Annotated in this window: 12 protein-coding genes; 7 read left to right on the top strand and 5 right to left on the bottom strand. The window is 46.9% G+C overall.

Annotated elements, in window-relative coordinates; genetic code table 11:
* The first annotated feature begins 21 nt into the window (after positions 1 to 21).
* The 6 genes from ACE04G_RS00885 to ACE04G_RS00860 all read left to right on the top strand — a co-directional run bounded on the left by ACE04G_RS00885 (position 22) and on the right by ACE04G_RS00860 (position 7,146).
* Entirely contained in the window at positions 22 to 1,038 is a 1,017-nt protein-coding gene (locus tag ACE04G_RS00885) for an ABC transporter substrate-binding protein (RefSeq protein WP_221824431.1), read from the top strand.
* A complete protein-coding gene (locus ACE04G_RS00880; protein WP_221824430.1) occupies positions 1,039 to 2,064 on the top strand; it encodes an NAD(P)/FAD-dependent oxidoreductase in 1,026 nt (341 codons plus the stop codon).
* A 327-nt stretch (positions 2,065 to 2,391) separates the two neighbouring features.
* The gene (locus ACE04G_RS00875; RefSeq protein ID WP_449003478.1) at positions 2,392 to 3,060 is read left to right on the top strand and encodes a collagen-like protein; all 669 of its coding nucleotides are present in this window, start codon (positions 2,392 to 2,394) and stop codon (positions 3,058 to 3,060) included.
* A gap of 313 nt (positions 3,061 to 3,373) precedes the next feature.
* Positions 3,374 to 3,916 carry a CueP family metal-binding protein gene (locus ACE04G_RS00870; RefSeq protein WP_221824426.1) on the top strand — a complete coding sequence of 181 codons (543 nt, stop codon included), beginning with the start codon at positions 3,374 to 3,376 and terminating at the stop codon, positions 3,914 to 3,916.
* A gap of 183 nt (positions 3,917 to 4,099) precedes the next feature.
* On the top strand, positions 4,100 to 5,101 hold the full coding sequence (locus tag ACE04G_RS00865) for an ABC transporter substrate-binding protein (RefSeq protein WP_449003479.1): 1,002 nt from the start codon (positions 4,100 to 4,102) through the stop codon (positions 5,099 to 5,101).
* On the top strand, positions 5,098 to 7,146 hold the full coding sequence (locus ACE04G_RS00860; RefSeq protein ID WP_449003480.1) for an iron ABC transporter permease: 2,049 nt from the start codon (positions 5,098 to 5,100) through the stop codon (positions 7,144 to 7,146). The genes ACE04G_RS00865 and ACE04G_RS00860 overlap by 4 nt, the downstream gene beginning before the upstream one ends.
* Before the next feature lie 220 nt (positions 7,147 to 7,366).
* Here the strand turns inward: ACE04G_RS00860 and ACE04G_RS00855 are convergent, their stop codons facing one another.
* Both ACE04G_RS00855 and ACE04G_RS00850 read right to left on the bottom strand, forming a co-directional pair.
* Positions 7,367 to 8,539: an aminotransferase class I/II-fold pyridoxal phosphate-dependent enzyme gene (locus ACE04G_RS00855; protein WP_449003481.1), complete on the bottom strand. Its 1,173-nt coding sequence runs from the start codon at positions 8,537 to 8,539 to the stop codon at positions 7,367 to 7,369.
* 94 nt (positions 8,540 to 8,633) lie between these two features.
* Positions 8,634 to 10,709: a methyl-accepting chemotaxis protein gene (locus ACE04G_RS00850; protein ID WP_221824418.1), complete on the bottom strand. Its 2,076-nt coding sequence runs from the start codon at positions 10,707 to 10,709 to the stop codon at positions 8,634 to 8,636.
* Between the two features lie 256 nt (positions 10,710 to 10,965).
* On the opposite strand from ACE04G_RS00850, the gene ACE04G_RS00845 reads away from it, so the two are divergent.
* Complete coding sequence (locus ACE04G_RS00845) at positions 10,966 to 11,994, top strand: leucine-rich repeat domain-containing protein (protein WP_449003482.1); 1,029 nt, start codon at positions 10,966 to 10,968, stop codon at positions 11,992 to 11,994.
* Positions 11,995 to 12,006: 12 nt separating this feature from the next.
* Here the strand turns inward: ACE04G_RS00845 and ACE04G_RS00840 are convergent, their stop codons facing one another.
* The 3 genes from ACE04G_RS00840 to ACE04G_RS00830 form a co-directional block, all read right to left on the bottom strand.
* Positions 12,007 to 12,726 carry an SDR family oxidoreductase gene (locus tag ACE04G_RS00840; RefSeq protein ID WP_449003483.1) on the bottom strand — a complete coding sequence of 240 codons (720 nt, stop codon included), beginning with the start codon at positions 12,724 to 12,726 and terminating at the stop codon, positions 12,007 to 12,009.
* Between the two features lie 245 nt (positions 12,727 to 12,971).
* Positions 12,972 to 15,035, bottom strand: a complete 2,064-nt coding sequence (locus tag ACE04G_RS00835) for a beta-xylosidase family glycoside hydrolase (RefSeq protein ID WP_449003484.1) — start codon at positions 15,033 to 15,035, stop codon at positions 12,972 to 12,974.
* A 33-nt stretch (positions 15,036 to 15,068) separates the two neighbouring features.
* On the bottom strand, positions 15,069 to 17,003 hold the full coding sequence (locus ACE04G_RS00830; RefSeq protein ID WP_339178360.1) for a carbohydrate-binding protein: 1,935 nt from the start codon (positions 17,001 to 17,003) through the stop codon (positions 15,069 to 15,071).
* Between the last annotated feature and the right edge of the window lie 370 nt (positions 17,004 to 17,373).

Raw genomic sequence — 17,373 nt, 5'->3', positions numbered from 1 at the left:
ACATAAGGGGCGAAGTATATCATGTCACGAAGGTTTAAAGGGTTTGGTATCATGCTGTTGGTGGTTAGTGTAATGCTGGCGGCATGTTCCGGTGGAACCAAGGAAGAGAACGCAACAGCTGGAACAGCAGGTGCTCCAACTGAAGGAGCAGCGAGTACTGCAGAAGAAACAGCGACTGAAAGTGGGACTAAGGTGGTAAAGGATCAGTTTGGAGAAGTAACGATTCCAACTCACCCTCAAAATCTGGTGGTGTTTGATTCAATCTATGCCGAGTATCTGATTGAAATGGGTGTTACACCTCAAATCGTTTTGTTAACTCCAGAAGTTGAAGCGGAATACCGCCCTAATTATCTGAAAGAACATGGGGTCCAGATCATTGAAGTCGAGCAATATCAATATAACTATGAACAGTTGCTTGCGTTGACACCGGATATGATCCTTACAGCTGGCGAAGGTATGGAACAGGGCGTATATGATGAATTGTCCAAAATCGCTCCTACGGTGGCACTGGATGCCAACAGTGAAATGAAACGTGCTATGCCGAAGCTGGCTGCCATATTTGACAAGACCGAAGAATCTGCCAAAGTACTGACTGAATTCGACGAGAAAGCCTCCCAAGCGAAAGAGAAGATTGCGGCAGCCCTGGGAGACAAGACCGTATTGGTTCTCCGGGTGGAGCACAATCGTTACCGTTTCATGGGTCCAAAAGGAGGAAGCAGCAGTGTTTTCTTCTATGATATCCTGGGTCTGAATAGTCCTGAAGCGATCAAAGACTCTACAGATTGGTTTAGCCAGTTCTCCCTGGAATTCTTGCCTGAGATGAATCCGGATTATATTTTCCTGGAAGACAGAACCCTTGTAGGTTATGACACGAAGAAATCTATGGAAGATCTGAAAGCAAGCCAAGTGTGGTCGAATCTGGAGGCTGTGAAGAATGATCATGTCTTCCCGCTGAAGACAAGCCAATTCGTATCGGGTGTGGGTCCGATTGGATCTGTAAAATTGATGGACTATGTTGTTGAAAAGTTGGTGCCTTAAATGACAACGGAGACACAATTGGATATCTACGATATTACGATCATTGGTGGTGGGCCTGCTGGCATGTATGCCTCATTTTATAGTGGTATGAGAGCCATGCGTACCAAGATCATCGAAGCCAAGCAGGAACTGGGTGGATTCATGCGTACATACCCGGAGAAGCTGATCTGGGATGTGGGCGGGATAGATCCGATTCGATGTGAGAAGCTGATTGAATCACTGGAGAGACAGGCGAGAACGTTCGATCCAACGATTGTGTTTGGGCAGGAAATAGCCGAGCTTGAACGATGTGAGGATGGTGTATTTGTACTCATTTCCAAAACAGGCGAGCGTCATTATACACGTACTATCCTGTTATGCGCGGGCAGAGGCATGACTCAAGTGCAAAAACTGGCTATTGAAGGTGCCAACCGATATGAACTGACAAATCTGCACTATACGATAACCGACCTGTCCCGATTTGCCGGGAAGCGTGTTCTGATCTCGGGTGGTGGCGATTCCGCAGTCGACTGGGCGAATGAAATGGGCAAGATAGCAAGTGAAGTTACAGTAGCACACAGACGTCATGAATTCACCGGACATGAGTCGCCTGTTGCTCAGATGAAAGCTCAAGCCAACGTCATGACGCCATTTAACATCTCACGCTTATACGGTACAGGTGACAAAATAGATCGTGTCGAGCTGGCCCATATAGAAACCGGTGAGATCACACATGTTGAGGTGGATGAGGTCGTCGTAAGCCACGGGTATGATCGTGATTTTGGCAATCTTGTGCAATGGGGACTGGCGCGGGAAGATTACGGCGTATCCGTAGATCAGCGCATGCGTACCAACATTCCAGGCATATTCGGAGCAGGTGATTTCATTACCTATGGAAGCAAAGTTCGACTGATTGCAGGTGCTTTTAACGATGCGGTGCTTGCAGTCAACAGTGCCAAGACGTATCTGGAACCTGCTGCTTCTGATATGGCGGGTGTCTCTTCTCACAACGCCCGGTTCTATGAGAAAAACAAAGCACTATTGTAAAATAAGAAGAACCTGTGTGAAAGGGATGAGCATAGCAAAAGCCAGTCAAACCTCGAGAGTATCTCGTGTTCAACTGGCTTTTTTATCTGCCTTTTATATTGAAAATTGGTCTATGCATTCATGTTATAGACTGGATTCATAGACCAATTTACTCATTATAGGCACTATAATTTTCTAATTTATAGTTAATAGTCTATGCCCCTCGTGATGGATACACATAGTATGTGGAGAAATATCACGGAGGTGAGTTGGTTGTTAAATAGACATGGGAAACGAATTTGTAGACGTAAATTTAAAAAACATTTTCATTGTGGTGTTAAGGTAAAAGTGGTAAAAGTTAAACCTAAAGTTATTGTTAATGCACCGCAAGGTTCTCCAGGGATTCCTGGCCCACTAGGACCGATAGGTCCCAAGGGAGCGACAGGAGCTCAAGGGATACCGGGGCCGATCGGACTGCAAGGAGTTCCTGGTATACCAGGACCAGTCGGCCCTGCCGGAGCAGTAGGACCTGCTGGCCCTGCCGGAGCAGTAGGTCCAGTAGGCCCAGTAGGCCCAGCAGGAGCAACAGGTCCGGCCGGTCCAGTTGGGGCAGGAATATCTGATTTCCTAAGTGTTTTCCGAGCAGATCCTGGCACAGGTACTGACACAGTTCCAGGAAACGCTCCAATAACTTTAACCGGTGTTTTGGCTAATGTTGGAGGTGCATTTACTTTTGTACCGCCATCCTCGACGATAACAATCAATGAAACAGGAAGTTACTTGATCTCTTTTAGCATTCATAATCAGGGCAATGCGGATTTCAACCTCACGGTAAATGGAACGCCCATAACACCTGTGCCATTCACAGGTAATGGAGGTGGACCTATATCTGCTGAAGTTATTGTTACGGTTACAACGGTTCCGACCACGATCCAACTGGTAAATGCGAATGCAACTCCTGCACAGTTGCATAACAATCTAAATACCACTGTGACCATTCTAAAACTGACTCCTTAATTCCGATTCTCAATATAGTCTATGTCAGCATAAAAATAAAAGTTTATGTCTTTTATCCAGTCAATAAGTCTATTTATTCAGCAAAATAGTCTGAACTAGTAGGCACTGGAGAGTGGCGGGACGATGAAGCTCATAGACTTCACCGCTGCTCTCTGCGTTTCCAGAGCCCAGCCTACCATTCGAACCAATCAACTATGATGCGAAGAGATTCGTACCAATAATGTGATAATCTGGTGAATTGTTTGTTGTATAAGTCCATATTGCTTCGTTCTCCATTATACTTGATGAAAACGGACGAGGAGATGGACTCCAGATGAAAAAACAAATGTGGATCATTGCAAGTGTTGTAGTTGTGATTGTGATCGGAACATACCTGTTTGCAAGCAATACAGGTAAGGAAGAGGCGGGTAAAGCCAATGCGCCCAACATCCGAAAATTGGTGGAAGATATCAGCACAGGAAAAGAGACACCGGAATCTGCCTCCATTAATGCCAAACAGTTAATCATCACCGATCAAGATGAAAAAACCATTACATATGATTTGCCTGAAAATGAATTTTTCCTTTCCATTGCACCCTATGTGGACCAGACCCATCCCTGTGCAATTCATAGCTTGACCGGTTGTCAGGGGGAAATGAGCAATAAGGAATTTAGCGTTACCATTCACGATTCTCAAGGCAACACTTTTATGAAAGACGCAGTGATTAAGTCTGGTGCGAACGGATTTATGGATTTTTGGGTGCCTAGAGACAGAACCTATCTGATTCGTATTGTTCGAGATGGAAAGGTTGCAGAAACGCAATTGTCTACATACGAAAATGATAATACATGCATCACTACGATGCAGTTGAGTTAATGTAAACAGCAATCAATAGAAGGGAAGGATGGCTTTTGAGCTATCCCTTTCCTTTTTTTATCTCATAAAAGAATTGGAATAAGGTACTTTGCATTGACAAAAATCAATTCCTACGGCATAATCCAATAGTGATAATGATAATTGTTATCATATAAATACATACAAACAGGGGAGAAAAGAGATATGAAAAAAGGGTTGAACGGATTGTTGATCATGCTGGCCTTTGTGCTGGTTTTGGCAGGTTGTGGTAAAACCACGACTACAACAGATACAAGTCAAGGTAGTGACTCCGGTAGTGCTCCGGCTGAAGAGACAGCAGGTCCTGTTACCGTGAAGCATAAACGTGGAGAGCTTAAGCTGGACAAACCAGCAGAACGTGTCGTTACGCTTGAATGGACATATACGGAAGATGTCGTTGCCCTGGGTGTTCAACCAGTAGGTAATGCAGATAACGCTAACTATAAAGTGTGGGTAACATCCGAAGCAGCACTGGATGACAGTGTAACGGATATCGGAACACGCAGTGAACCCAATCTGGAAGCTATTGCTGCATTGAAGCCAGATCTGATCATTGCCAATGCGGATAATAATACAGCGGTCTACGATCAGCTGAATGCAATTGCACCAACGATTGAATATGATCCGTATGATGGTGACGGCTATGATTATGACAAGATGACAGAGATCTTTAATAACATTGCAACAGCTCTCGGTAAAGAAGACAAAGCAAAAGAAGTTTTGAGTAATCTCGATCAACACTATGTAGAAGCCAAAGAAAAACTGGCTGCTGCGGGGAAAGAAAACTTCAACTTTGCACTGACACAAGCGTTCACATATCAAAATGCAGTCAGCCTGCGTATGTTTACCGATAACTCGGTTGTGATTGGTACATTGGACAAAATCGGACTGGCTAACGATTGGCAGCCGGACAAAGTTGAAAACTATGGCTTCTCTACAGTAGGCATTGAATCCTTAACCGATGTGAAGGACAGTAACTTCATTTATATTACACAACCAAACGATGACGTCTTTGGCACAGCCATGAAAGATAACTCGGTATGGAACGGACTGAACTTTGTGAAGGAAAAACGCACATATCAACTCGATAGTACAACATGGACATTTGGTGGACCGATCTCCTCCAAAGTATTGGTTGATGGGGTAGTCGAGGCGATTACCAAATGAGTTCGGTTCAAGGATCTAAGCCAGCTATGAATTGGCGCACAATAAGCATATATGGGGGCGGTCTAACCGCTCTCATCGTGCTTTTTTTTGTAAGTCTGTGTTATGGAGAAGCATCCATTCCTTTGCATGTCGTTTGGGACGCTCTTACAGGAAGACAGGATTCATTAGAGCACAATATGGTCTGGGACTTGCGCATGCCGCGTACAGTGATCGGTATTCTTGCGGGTGGCGCATTGGCTGTTGCGGGCGCTTTGCTGCAAACGATTACTCGTAATCCACTCGCTGCTTCAGATACGCTGGGCATTAATGCAGGAGCGTACTTTGTGGTGGTGCTGGGAGCTATCGCTTTTCCAGGCGTGTTAAGTCAGTCGCCTTTTCTTTTCGCAGCACTAGGTGGTTTGCTGGCAGCATTTGCGGCTTATTTCATGGGCGGCGGACGAACATCAAGCCCGGTTCGACTTGCGTTGTCCGGTATGATTGTATCGATGGTGCTTGGTTCATTTACAAGTGCATTACATATTTTTTTCTCCATGGAGACACAAGGGTTGTTCCTTTGGGGCTCCGGAACACTTGTCCAGAATGACTGGAGTGGTGTGTTTTATGCTTTGCCTTGGGTGGTTGGTATTACCCTTCTCTCGTTAATCCTTTCCAGACAGTGGGATATGCTGGAGTTGGATGAATCAACGGCTTCTTCCTTGGGACAAAAGGTTACATTGGCTCGTGCAGTAGGGTTAATACTTGCTGTATTGCTGGCTGCTGTGATTGTAAGTGTAATCGGACCGATTGGCTTCGTGGGACTGGTCGCACCACATCTGGTTCGATTGAGTGGTGTACGTTCTAATCGATTACTTTTACCCGGTGTGTTCATATGGGGCGCAGCGCTCCTGGTTGGAGCAGATGTCCTTGCCAAGATGGTGCATAACTCCAGCATGGAACTGCCAACGGGTGCCGTTATGGCGATCATTGGTGCACCGTGGCTCATCTGGCTTGTTCTTACACGCATGAAGGCTGCGAACGGATCAGGCATGTCTACTTCAATGAGCACAGGAGGAGCTGCGCGTCGCTTTGCATTTGGCCCGATGGCTGTATTATTCTCAGTCATAACGGTCGTGCTTATCTTGCTCAGTACGATGTTTGGCGGTATGCGAATTCCCCTGGCCGATTGGTTACCAAGTCTGTTCCAATCGGATGGACTGTTCTCCGCGCTGATTCAGCTTCGGATTCCGCGTACACTTGTTGCCGCAGGTGCAGGAGCTGCACTGGCAATCAGTGGTGTACTCATTCAGATGGCGGTACGTAACCCGCTGGCTGATGCTTCAATTGTTGGTGTGTCCTCAGGTGCAGGGCTTGGAGCGATGATGGTCATCATCTTATGGCCGGGTCTTCCGATATACTTGCTGCCAATTGCGGCAATCATCGGTGCAGCCATTGCTGCAGTGGTGGTGTTCTCCCTCGCCTGGAAGAAAGGACTGAACCCTTCGGCGGTTGTGTTGCTGGGGATCGCGATGTCTGCCATTGCTGGAGCAGGTATTCAGATTCTGATTGTCCGTGGTGCGGTATACGGTAGCAGCGGATATATCTGGCTGACAGGAAGTACCTATGCTCGTACCTGGGAACAGGTGAGGGTTATCGGATTATTTTTAGTTATTCTGGTACCGGTGGCTTGGTGGCTGGCACGCAGATTCGAACTGCTGGTATTTGACGACAATAGTGCATCCGGGCTTGGTCTCGGAGTACGTCGTACACGATTATTAGCCATGACAGTTGGTGTATTACTTGCAGCAGGTGCGGTTGCTTGTGTAGGAACCGTTGGTTTTATCGGCCTGATTGCACCACATATGGTTCGGTTACTGACGGGGAATAAGTTAAGACGATCCATGTTCCTATCCGCATTAGCGGGTGCAGTCATGCTGGTGCTTGCCGATACAATCGGCAGAACCGTCATGGCGCCGACAGAGATTCCATCAGGCATACTCATTGCGATCATCGGTACACCGTACTTCCTGTATCTGATGTATCGTTCTAACTGGCGCAAGTCTGTATAAAAGTCCAAACCAGAAGCCTGCTCTCCGAGCAGGCTTTTTGCTGTAAGTTGGCACCATTCAGCCGCAATCTTAAATCAGCCAATGAATGTCTACTCCCGTACCAAATGACAAAATCCCCTCAAGTCTCTGGAAGTAGAGATCACGTTATCAAACGTGAAATTCTTGCTCCCTGTGGACCTTGAGGGGATATTTGCTTGAGCACATTCGAATTGTGCTCCCGTTAGCTGGATTTCAGAATCCCGCTGTCATCGACGGATTGTACCGCCTGTTGCAATATTTCATTATCCTGAACGAGGGCGAAGCGCACATACCCTTCACCTGAAGGACCAAAGGCACTGCCTGGCGTTGCAATGACTCCTGCATGTGTAACCAGATCCATGGCGAATTGCTCTGAGCTGTCGTAGTGCGCCGGAATCCGGCTCCAGACGAACATCGTTGCTTCAGGTTTGGCGATGGGCCAACCCAGTCTGCTGAATCCATCACAGAGGATGTCTCTTCGCTGTTCATAGATTGCTCTGACCCGTTCAACCTCGGATTGATCACCGGTAATGGCGGCAATTGCTGCCTTTTGAATCGGAAGAAACATGCCGTAATCCATATTGGATTTTAACTTTTTCAGCATGGAGACCATGGTTGTATTGCCCACACAGAAGCCGATTCGAGCTCCGGCCAGTCCGTACGTTTTTGACAGGGAATTGAATTCCACACCGACGTCCATGGCGCCAGGGAATGCGAGGAAGCTTCCACATGACTTTCCGTCAAACACGAGCTCACTGTACGCATTATCATGGAGCACGATAATATCATACTTCTTCGCAAAGGCAATCAGGTCGAGATAGAACTGATCTGGTGCCATCGCAGTTGTTGGATTGTTGGGATAGGAGACCAGCATGAATTTTGCTCGATGAGCGATATCTTCCGGTATATCCTGAAGTTGAATAACATACCCGTTTTCTTCTTTTTGCGGCATATAATACAGTTCTGCACCTGCCAGTAACGGTCCATCCGCGAAGACGGGATAGCAGGGGTCAGGGACCAGCACCAGATCACCTTCATCGACAATGGAGAGGGATATATGTGCCAGCCCTTCCTGTGAACCGAGTAAGGAACAGATCTGTGTTGCAGGGTCTAACTCGACCTGATAGCGCTGCTTGTACCAATTGCTCGTAGCTTGTAACAACTCACTCTGATCATTCACAGCATATATATAATTAGCCGGATCAGCTGCGGCCTCGCATAGTGCAGTTATAATATGCTGCGCAGGTGGGATATTTGGCGTACCCACACTGAGATCAATAACGGGCTGCCCGTTCTCCAGTCTGCGGCGTTTGATCTCCAGCAACCGGGTGAAAATTCCTTCGTTGAAATGATCCATTCGTTTGGCAAAGTTCATGATGATGATTCAGCCTCCAATCCTCTTCGTACGCATATTCATTAATAATAAATGGACAGCGACTAAAAGAGAAGAGCAGAGGAAAGCTTGCGGATCATGACTTTACTTTAAACTGGCTTAATTCGTCTTGCAGTTTGCCAGATAGCTGGTTCAACTGTTTCGACAGATCCGCTACCTGTTCGATACTATCCAGCTGCTCCTGCGTGCTGGCGCTTACTTCTTCCGTTGATGCCGAGTTCTCCTCTGTGGTGGAGGAGATAATCTCCAGTGCCTGGAATATCTCATCTTTGTGTTTGTGTACATTGGAGGTATTGTTGGTAATCTGCATCATACGCTGCTGCAGATCTTTCAGGTCTTTGTTAATACTAAAGAATACATGTTTGGTATCTTCTACGGATTTGGCATTCTCCTCCGCAATCTTCATACCGCGCATGGTATGTTCAACCGACAGGGTTGTTTTCTCTTCAATAACATTCACCTTTTTGTTGATTTCCTCTGTTGCCTGAGCCGTCTGTTCTGCAAGTTTGCGGACCTCTTCGGCAACGACGGCAAATCCTCTTCCATGTTCGCCAGCACGTGCAGCCTCAATGGAGGCATTCAGGGCGAGCAGGTTCGTTTGAGAGGCAATCTGTTTGACTGTATCCACAAAACTGGATATTTCATTCCGACTCAGGTCAATCTCCTGGATAATAGAGGACATTGCTTGGGTGGACTGATGGTTTTCCTCAGACCATTTCGATAATTGTTCCACGACCGCAAGTCCTTGGCTGCTTTGATCGGCAGATGTCTGCACGACCGTTCCCATAGCCTGCGCATCGGTAGCAATTTCATCAATTTGGCTGGATAACGAGCCTGTTTTGCGTAAAATATTTTCCGTTTCGATGGACTGATAATTCGTTGCATTGGCAATCTCGTTGATGGCTGTTGATGTGTCATTCATGGTCACAGCCGTTCGTGAGGAGATGTCTTGCAGATCATTCGACGACTGGTTCAGGATTTGCGCCGAGCTGCCGACCATTTGCAGCATGCCCTGAATTTTCTGCACCATGGAATTCAAACCTGTGGCGATCTGTCCAATTTCATTATTAGATTTGATATCCAGTTGGACAGTCAGGTCACCTTGTTCAATCTGTTTAATCTTAGCCAGCAGCTGTGGTATGGAGCGTAACAGACGGCGAAGGGTAATGTAACAGATAATCACAAGTAGAAGGGTGGCTGCAGCAAAACCGCCAAGCGTAATCCACGTGAATGTTTTTAATTCCGCGAGAACTTCTTCTTCGGATATGGTCAGACCAACGGACCATCCCGTATCCTTGCTGGTAGCGTAGCCGATATAACGACGTTCCCCATTGTCGTTCATAAGTTGTACGCCGTTTTCCCCAGCAAGCATTTTCTTGCCGATGTCCCCCATGTCCCCTGTACTGTCCAGGATGTTCTCCTTCAATACCTTCTCTTGATCCGGATGGTACAGAATTTCCCCACTCTTGGACAGCAACATGGAATAGCCCGTGCTTCCAAGGGAATAACTCTCCATAATCGCCGGAATATCCTTGAATGCAATATCCGCTGCGGCAAAGCCGATCGTGTTGTTGTTGTCGTCTTTGATCGGATAAAAGATACCCATGAGTACATCGCCTGCTGCAATATCAATGTACGGATCGGAGAAATAAAGTCCGTCTGCGTCGGTAACCGGCTTGTAGTATGGACGTGATTGGATATCAAAGTCCGGTGCAGATACGACACCATCATTTTGAATCCAAAAGCCTTTTCCATCCAGACCCGCGACCCAGGCATCTGCAAACGAAGGCTCTGCCTTAACGATAGCGGCGAGTGTCGCCTGTGTTTCCGCAGCGTAGGTAGAACTTGCCGCATCCGCAGCAGATGCTGTTGTTTCTATGTATTGCTGAAATAATGTGTTGGTGGACATTTGCTTGACCAGTGCACCTTTTTCCTTGAATAGTGCATCAAATTCACTAACAATGGCTTGTGTCTTGGTCTGGAGCATGGATTCCTGCTGTTTCACCAGAATGTTTCGTGTGCTTGCAAACATAAATGTTCCCAGCACGGCAAAGACAACTACGATAATGATCAGCAGCACAATGGACAACGTATTTGCCATACTGGATGTCCGTGCTCCCGTTTTCCCCCGCTTGTTTAACATGTTCGACATATTCCATCTCCCCAGATGATTAATAAAAAGCTCAAAACGCCTAAGTTATATGTCGGTATGATCTCTAATTTTATGTAGATTTCTGTCGAATAATCCTGAAAGTAACGGAAAGGAAAGGCATGAGTATGAGAAGGGTGAAAGGGGAGGGATGAAAAAAGAGGAAAGGAATGAAAAAATGGGATCGGTAGTGGTTCATCCAGGTGATCTTGTTTATAATGGAATGGATTGGAACTATGGGTGAAAAGGGGGATTATCTGTGAGTGAGTTATGGCATGCATCAATACAGGGGGCTCCATGGAATGCCGAAAAGATGCACCAGGCGGTGCATCTGTTGCGCCGCAGAGCAACGGTTCATTTTCGCGTTGACGCGGATACATACGAGGACCTTGCCGAGCTCGATGCCAAAGTATTCTTTGCCCGGCCGGATCTGATCCTACACATATCACATATGGACCCTAAAGGGGTATATTCATCCGGATTTTTGGGGCGACTGGCACAGTTAAAACATGTGTCTGCCTTGCAGCTTGATCTTTCGCAGGCACAGGATTTGACGATTCTGGGTGCGATGGAGCAACTGCAGTTTCTAAGATTGAACTCTCCTGCAAAGGCGACCGGACTCGATTTTATTAAACACTACAAACGATTGACCTTTCTTGAACTGCGTGGCAAATTCAACGGATTTGCTTCCATTGCGGCATGCCTCCAACTGCATACGCTCATTCTGAGCTGCACGCTCGAAAGTGCCGATGTGTTAGCGGAACTGCCCATGCTTCAGTATCTGTCCCTGGATCACTGTGAGTTAAAAGGGGGACTGGATGTATTAATACAGTCGACCATCTCGATGTTGAAACTAAGCTCTATTCGCAAACTGACGAGTATTCAGGGGCTCGAACAGATGCGCGGGCTGGAATATCTGCATCTGTCCTTGCCCAAGCTGGAGCAGTTATGCGACTTTTCCCATATGACCTCTCTCAGACAGCTCGAACTGGACTATATGAAATCGTTGCGGGATACCACACATCTATGGACAGCCCGTGCTTTGGAGTCTATTGAATTGAAAGAGATTAGTACGGCGCTCAAGGCGGATTCTTTTGCTGGACTGACCGGGCTGGAGCATTTGCGCCAAATCGATTTTCGTTTTATTGATGTTAACAAGGGACGGATTGCAGCTATGCGTGATCACTTGGACAAGGCCGGAAAATCCCATTTGTTATATGAAAATATTCCTGAGCATGAACGCCTGAATTCTATAGGTATTACGCACTTGTCGCATGTATTAATGTAAACGGGTTGCTATCTAGGTGTTCGTATCCGTTAAGGCGGGCATGTTGATCTCTTTTACACAGGCCGCTTTGGACAAGCTGATGATACATCGAACGATGGCGACCATATCCTGCAGGGGAATGCGGGTCCCATCATACTCGGCCAGTGCACGTTCCATCCCGTCTTCATACGGAATTTCTGCCGCCAGTTCTCCCGGGTTGATACATGTCACCGCGATGCGGTCATTCCTCGTATGTTCTCTTAGAGCTTCCGTAATACCCCGTATGGCAAATTTGGAGGCGACAAAAGAAACCTGGCTGCTGCTTGCATTGCTCAAACCGGCTGTTGAACCGATCAGGATGATCTTCCCTGCTTCAGACTGGCGGAGCTGAGGCAGTAAAGCCTGTATACATACAATTGTAGAAGTCACATTCACATGGATCAGCTGACTGATATCTGCCGGTTCATCCTTATCAAACGTATAGTGCTCTTCAAATCCTTCCTTTTCCCAGATCCCCACGTTATAAATAAGCACATCCAACGTCTCGCCTTGAAGTTGGCTGGCAACTTGCTCTGCGGCCTGAAGCTCGGAAAGATCAGCCTGAATCCATATTCGCTCGACGCCATCCTCCACGGAGAGACTTTCCGGCTTGCTGCGAGAGACCACCCAAACCTTATCACCGGATTGCGGCACACCTCGGACAAATGCATCGCCTAATCCCTTGCTTGCACCAAAGACAATTATATTTTTCAAATAAAACCCACCTTATCGATTAGAAATTAATAATGTTTACATTAATCTATATCTTACTATAGAGGTGATATATGGAACATGAAGTTTACATGAGGTATGCTTCATCCTTGTCAAGATTCGGGGTTTTTGAAGTTAAAAGGTGAATCTCTTCATATAAAATATACTGAAAAGGACCTGGCTCCACACATGGTGAAGTTACAGGTCCTGATCATAAGCGAAAAATTAATAACCGAATAAAACTACATTTATTCTACGTGGAAATAATCAAAATCTGCATATCCTCCGGTAGACTTCGTTGCATAATTGAATAGTGCAAACCGATATCCCATAAAGTGTGGCAGTGTGTAAGACATTTGAAGTGTATTACCAATGGTTGTCCAGTTACTTCCATTCAGGCTATAAGCAAAGTAGGCTTTGTCGGTCTGGTTCGTAAAATCACAGATGACGCGGAGATAGATTCTGTTCTGGTTTAATGGCACAGTTGCTACTTCAGTCATGGTGCCGGAACTGGCATTAGCCATAACGATGGATTTGGTGCTGCCCTTCATTTTTACGCCGACAAAACCATATTTGGCCTGAAAAGCAGCGAGTCCTGCATAATCACCATCCTTCATGCCTGCTGTATCCAAAGCAGTCATCCCTGTGCTTTTTGGACCAAAGGTTCGTTGTGTCAGTGTGTTGCGGGCTTCTAACAGGTTTTTGCTGATTTTGCCTGCAGTTAACCGCATGAAACCGGGCCGCTGGAGCAGGGACCAGTTAGCAGCATCAGGGTTATGATTCCACTGCCAAAATGTGGCCAGACTGGATGTGCCGGAAGATGAATTGCTTGTCAGGGAGACGTCATCCACATAAAACGCCATCAAATCATTGGTCGGGTCCGGATTCGAGTTATACGGTGTTTCCACAAAAATAAAGCTTTGGGACAGGTCTACATTCGACGGAACGGTATACGTACCTTGAATGGTACCCCACTGTCCGCGGGTTAACGTCGCACTGCCCATAATGGTAATTCCGGTATAACTTGCACCGTTCTGGATGCTGAGATTGAACGTTTTGGTTGCAGGACCAGTAGTGTATTTGATCTTTGCCGGAAAAGAGTACGTTCCTCCAGGTATCAGCTTGCCAGTAACCATCTGTTTGGCACCACCAGCTGTCTGCTGTCTGCCGCTGACGAACAGGCTTTTTGTACCGCTGAACGCTTCGGCATTTGTTACGGTGATGGTCGCCGTATTGTTGCTGGCCCACGGCTGAATGGTACTTTCCTCAAAGCCGCCGTTCACTAACAGTTGCGTTACTGAGGGGGTGCCGGATGTGGTTGCGTTGAACTCATCGGACCCGTAGATTTTGGCAGCAGGCTGACCTTCAACGGGCATATTCATGTTAAGGGGAACCTTGCCGTTCAACCCAAACACTGGCCAGTTATCTGACCACGTCACTGGAACGAGATAGGGGATGCGCCCAATGGCCCCGCTATCACGAAACAGCAAGCCGTACCAAGCGCCGGATGTGGTATCCACGATGCCTCCTTGGGCGATTCCCGAGTCTCTGAGTACAACTTTACCTGTGTATGGACCTGTCAATGTGTTTGCACGATAGGCAAGCTGAATGCGACCATCACCCGAAGGCCAGGCAATCAGGAATACATAGTACATGCCATTGATCTTCTGAATGTGTGCTCCTTCTGCCTTTACAATCATGTTGGAGCCGGCAACACTGCTCGCATTTGGAATCAGGACCTGATTGAGTCCGCCGGACTTGATGGCCTTGGCATCAGGTGTCAGCTCAACGATACTGATGTTATCACTGCCATGAACAAGAAAGGTTCGATTCCCGTCAAACAAAAGGGAGGGGTCATGGTAATAACTGTTCAATGTGTAAGGTGTCCATGGCCCTGTTTCAATATTGCTGGTTTGGTAAATATACGTCTTGCCCGTGGAAAGCGATCCAAAGGCCACATAATATATACCATTGTTGTACCGCAAGCTGCTCGCCCAGGAACCACGCCCATACTCGTTTTGTCCATTGTTCAGATTCTGTATATCCCCGTTTCCAAGCGTATCGTATACATAGTTTACGATGCTCCAGTTGACCAGATCATAAGACTTCATGACCGGGACTCCCGGATTCATATGCATCGTTGTGCTTGTCATATAAAATGCATTGCCTACCCGAATGACGTCACTGTCAGGAATATCCGCGTAAATAACCGGATTGCTGAACGTTGCGGCTGAAGCTGCCGGAATTGTCAAAGGGAATGATGTTATAAGCAAAGGAAGAGCGAGTAGAAGAGCACTGATCTTTTTCCACATATTCTATCCTCCCAATTGATCATGTCCTAGGAATTAAAGCGAGTACTCCAGATAATCAATGTAAGCATCCCAAGTGCCATTATCCGTTGTTACGACCAGCTTGATTTCCTGATTACCTGTAGCGTGTGTGATGCCGCTGAGGGTTTGAACGGTCGGCTCCGTTCCCGTGAAGTAGAAAGAACCAGCGGTTACACCCCCGATGACCAGATCAACACGGGCTGTATTATTATTGTTGGAAGCGCCGCGGACAGAGAATTGATGGGTTGGGAATGCAAAATATTGATTGTATGCCGCATAATCATTGTTCCCGTAAAGAGCGACTCCATTAAAAGGGGAACTGACTACGCCAGCGTATTGGCCGCCAAGTGTCATATTCTCGGTTTCGTAACGGGTAACGTTTGGATTGGGATTAGGATTTGGGTTAGGGTTACCGCCCGAACCGGATGTGAATTGCCAGTAGTCCAGTTTGAACAGATTTCCATTGCCTGAGCCTGTAAACACCAGATACAAACGATGTACCCCTGTAGCATTGGTAACATTGGTCTCCATCTCGCGCCAAGTTTGCGAACCGCCAGTTGAACTTACGTTAAGTGTTCCAACTAGTGGGCCTGTCGGACTGTCCAGTCGAACCTCAATGTTGCCATTTCCGGTAGAAGCGACATTGGCCTTGAACTTGGAGGCTCCAGCTGAGCCAAAATCAACATTGCCGACCGCGATCCAATCCCCGTTATGAATATTAGTGACATTCTGATTGGCTACAGGTCCACCGCTCGCTTGACTCGGTTCAGTGTTAATTCCTGCTTGCCAGCCAATGGTTTCGGCTTCCACCCGGACATACGGGTTGAGGTTAGTGGTCTGAGGTACACCTGTCATATTCCCCTGAACTTCCTGGATTGTTCCATCCGCATTATGTGTCAGTTTGTTGATATGTGTGGAACGGTACCCTTTACCATCACCGAGGAATGCCTTGCTTACCGTTTGCGCATGGTACGCCACATACCATTCGTTGTTGAATTGGAACACGGCATGGTGGTTATTGCCGCCTACACCGAAGAACGTGCCGGGATTTTTCAGAAAGTGTCCTTTATACGTGAAAGGCCCCATCGGGCTGTCGCTGACCATGTATCCGATCTCACCTTTTGGATATGCAGTGGGGTGTGTTCCCGCGAAGTTGATGCAGTAGGAGTAATAATATTTGCCGTTATACTTGTGAATGCCAGAATCTTCGAACATATAAGGAGAATCAATAGTCACAGCACTGCCCACCACGCTGGTCATGTCGGCACCGAGACGAATGACCCGAGCTGTTTTGGGGTTGGCAATGGAAGCAGCGTTGGTATCGTTCGGAATGCCACCTCCAGCATACAAGTAAGCAGAGCCATCATCATCGACAAGTACAGCTGGATCAAAGAGCCAGGTTACGCCAGACATACCCGGTGTACCGTGAGTCAGGAGGGCACGACCAATTGGATCGGACCACGGTCCAATGGGGGAATCCGCCGTGAGTACGCCAATACCTCCACCCGAGTTGGCAAAGTACAGGAAAAACTTTTCTTTGCCAGCAATGGTTTTCTTCGCCATCGAAGGAGCCCAGGACTGGGTAGCCCATTTAGCAATCCCTTGTCCATTATTGGCATTATTCGCACCCGCTACCGGGATGGAACCATGGTCTGTCCAGTTCACCATATCAGCTGATGAGATGACGTTAATTTTCCCGATCGTGCTGTACTGGTTCTCTCTGACAGAGCCGTCACTGTTGTACAGATATGCATCACCTGTCATGTAGACATAGACCCGATTGTTATGGACGAGCACATAAGGATCGGCTCCCAGTTTATGATCGATGAGGGAATTGGAGTTTCCAGGAAGTTTGGCAACGGCTGCATTGGCTGCATGGCTCGATTCAACGGGCAGGGTGACAAAGATTAGCAGACACGACAACAACAAAACTAGCGGTTTACGGATCATACGTTTCGCCTCCATGAGATTGGATTGGTTGGTGAGCTGAAATTCAGAATAGCAGTGATGATGAAATACCGAAAAAACGAAGAGATTCTCCTCATGTCACCCCCCTTATTGAAATAATGGTTAGGTTGCTGTTAGGTTAAATCCTCATGTTGTCATATATGGTTTAAGCCAGACGACCTGTGCACCGCGTACGTGTTCACAGTGGCAAGGGAGTGGCTATAACCCGAAGTAAGCTTGCATCTGTGTGTGCGATTAGAAAAGCTATAATCAGTCAGGTTTCTTTTTGTAATCGCTTTCAATAAAATGGGTTAGAACACTGAAATTTGGCGAAGAAAGAGGTTTGGTCACAATTAAATGTAATTATTTTTCA

It is taken from the genome of Paenibacillus sp. AGC31 (assembly GCF_057334655.1).
This window is presented reverse-complemented; position numbering and strand designations above follow the sequence as displayed.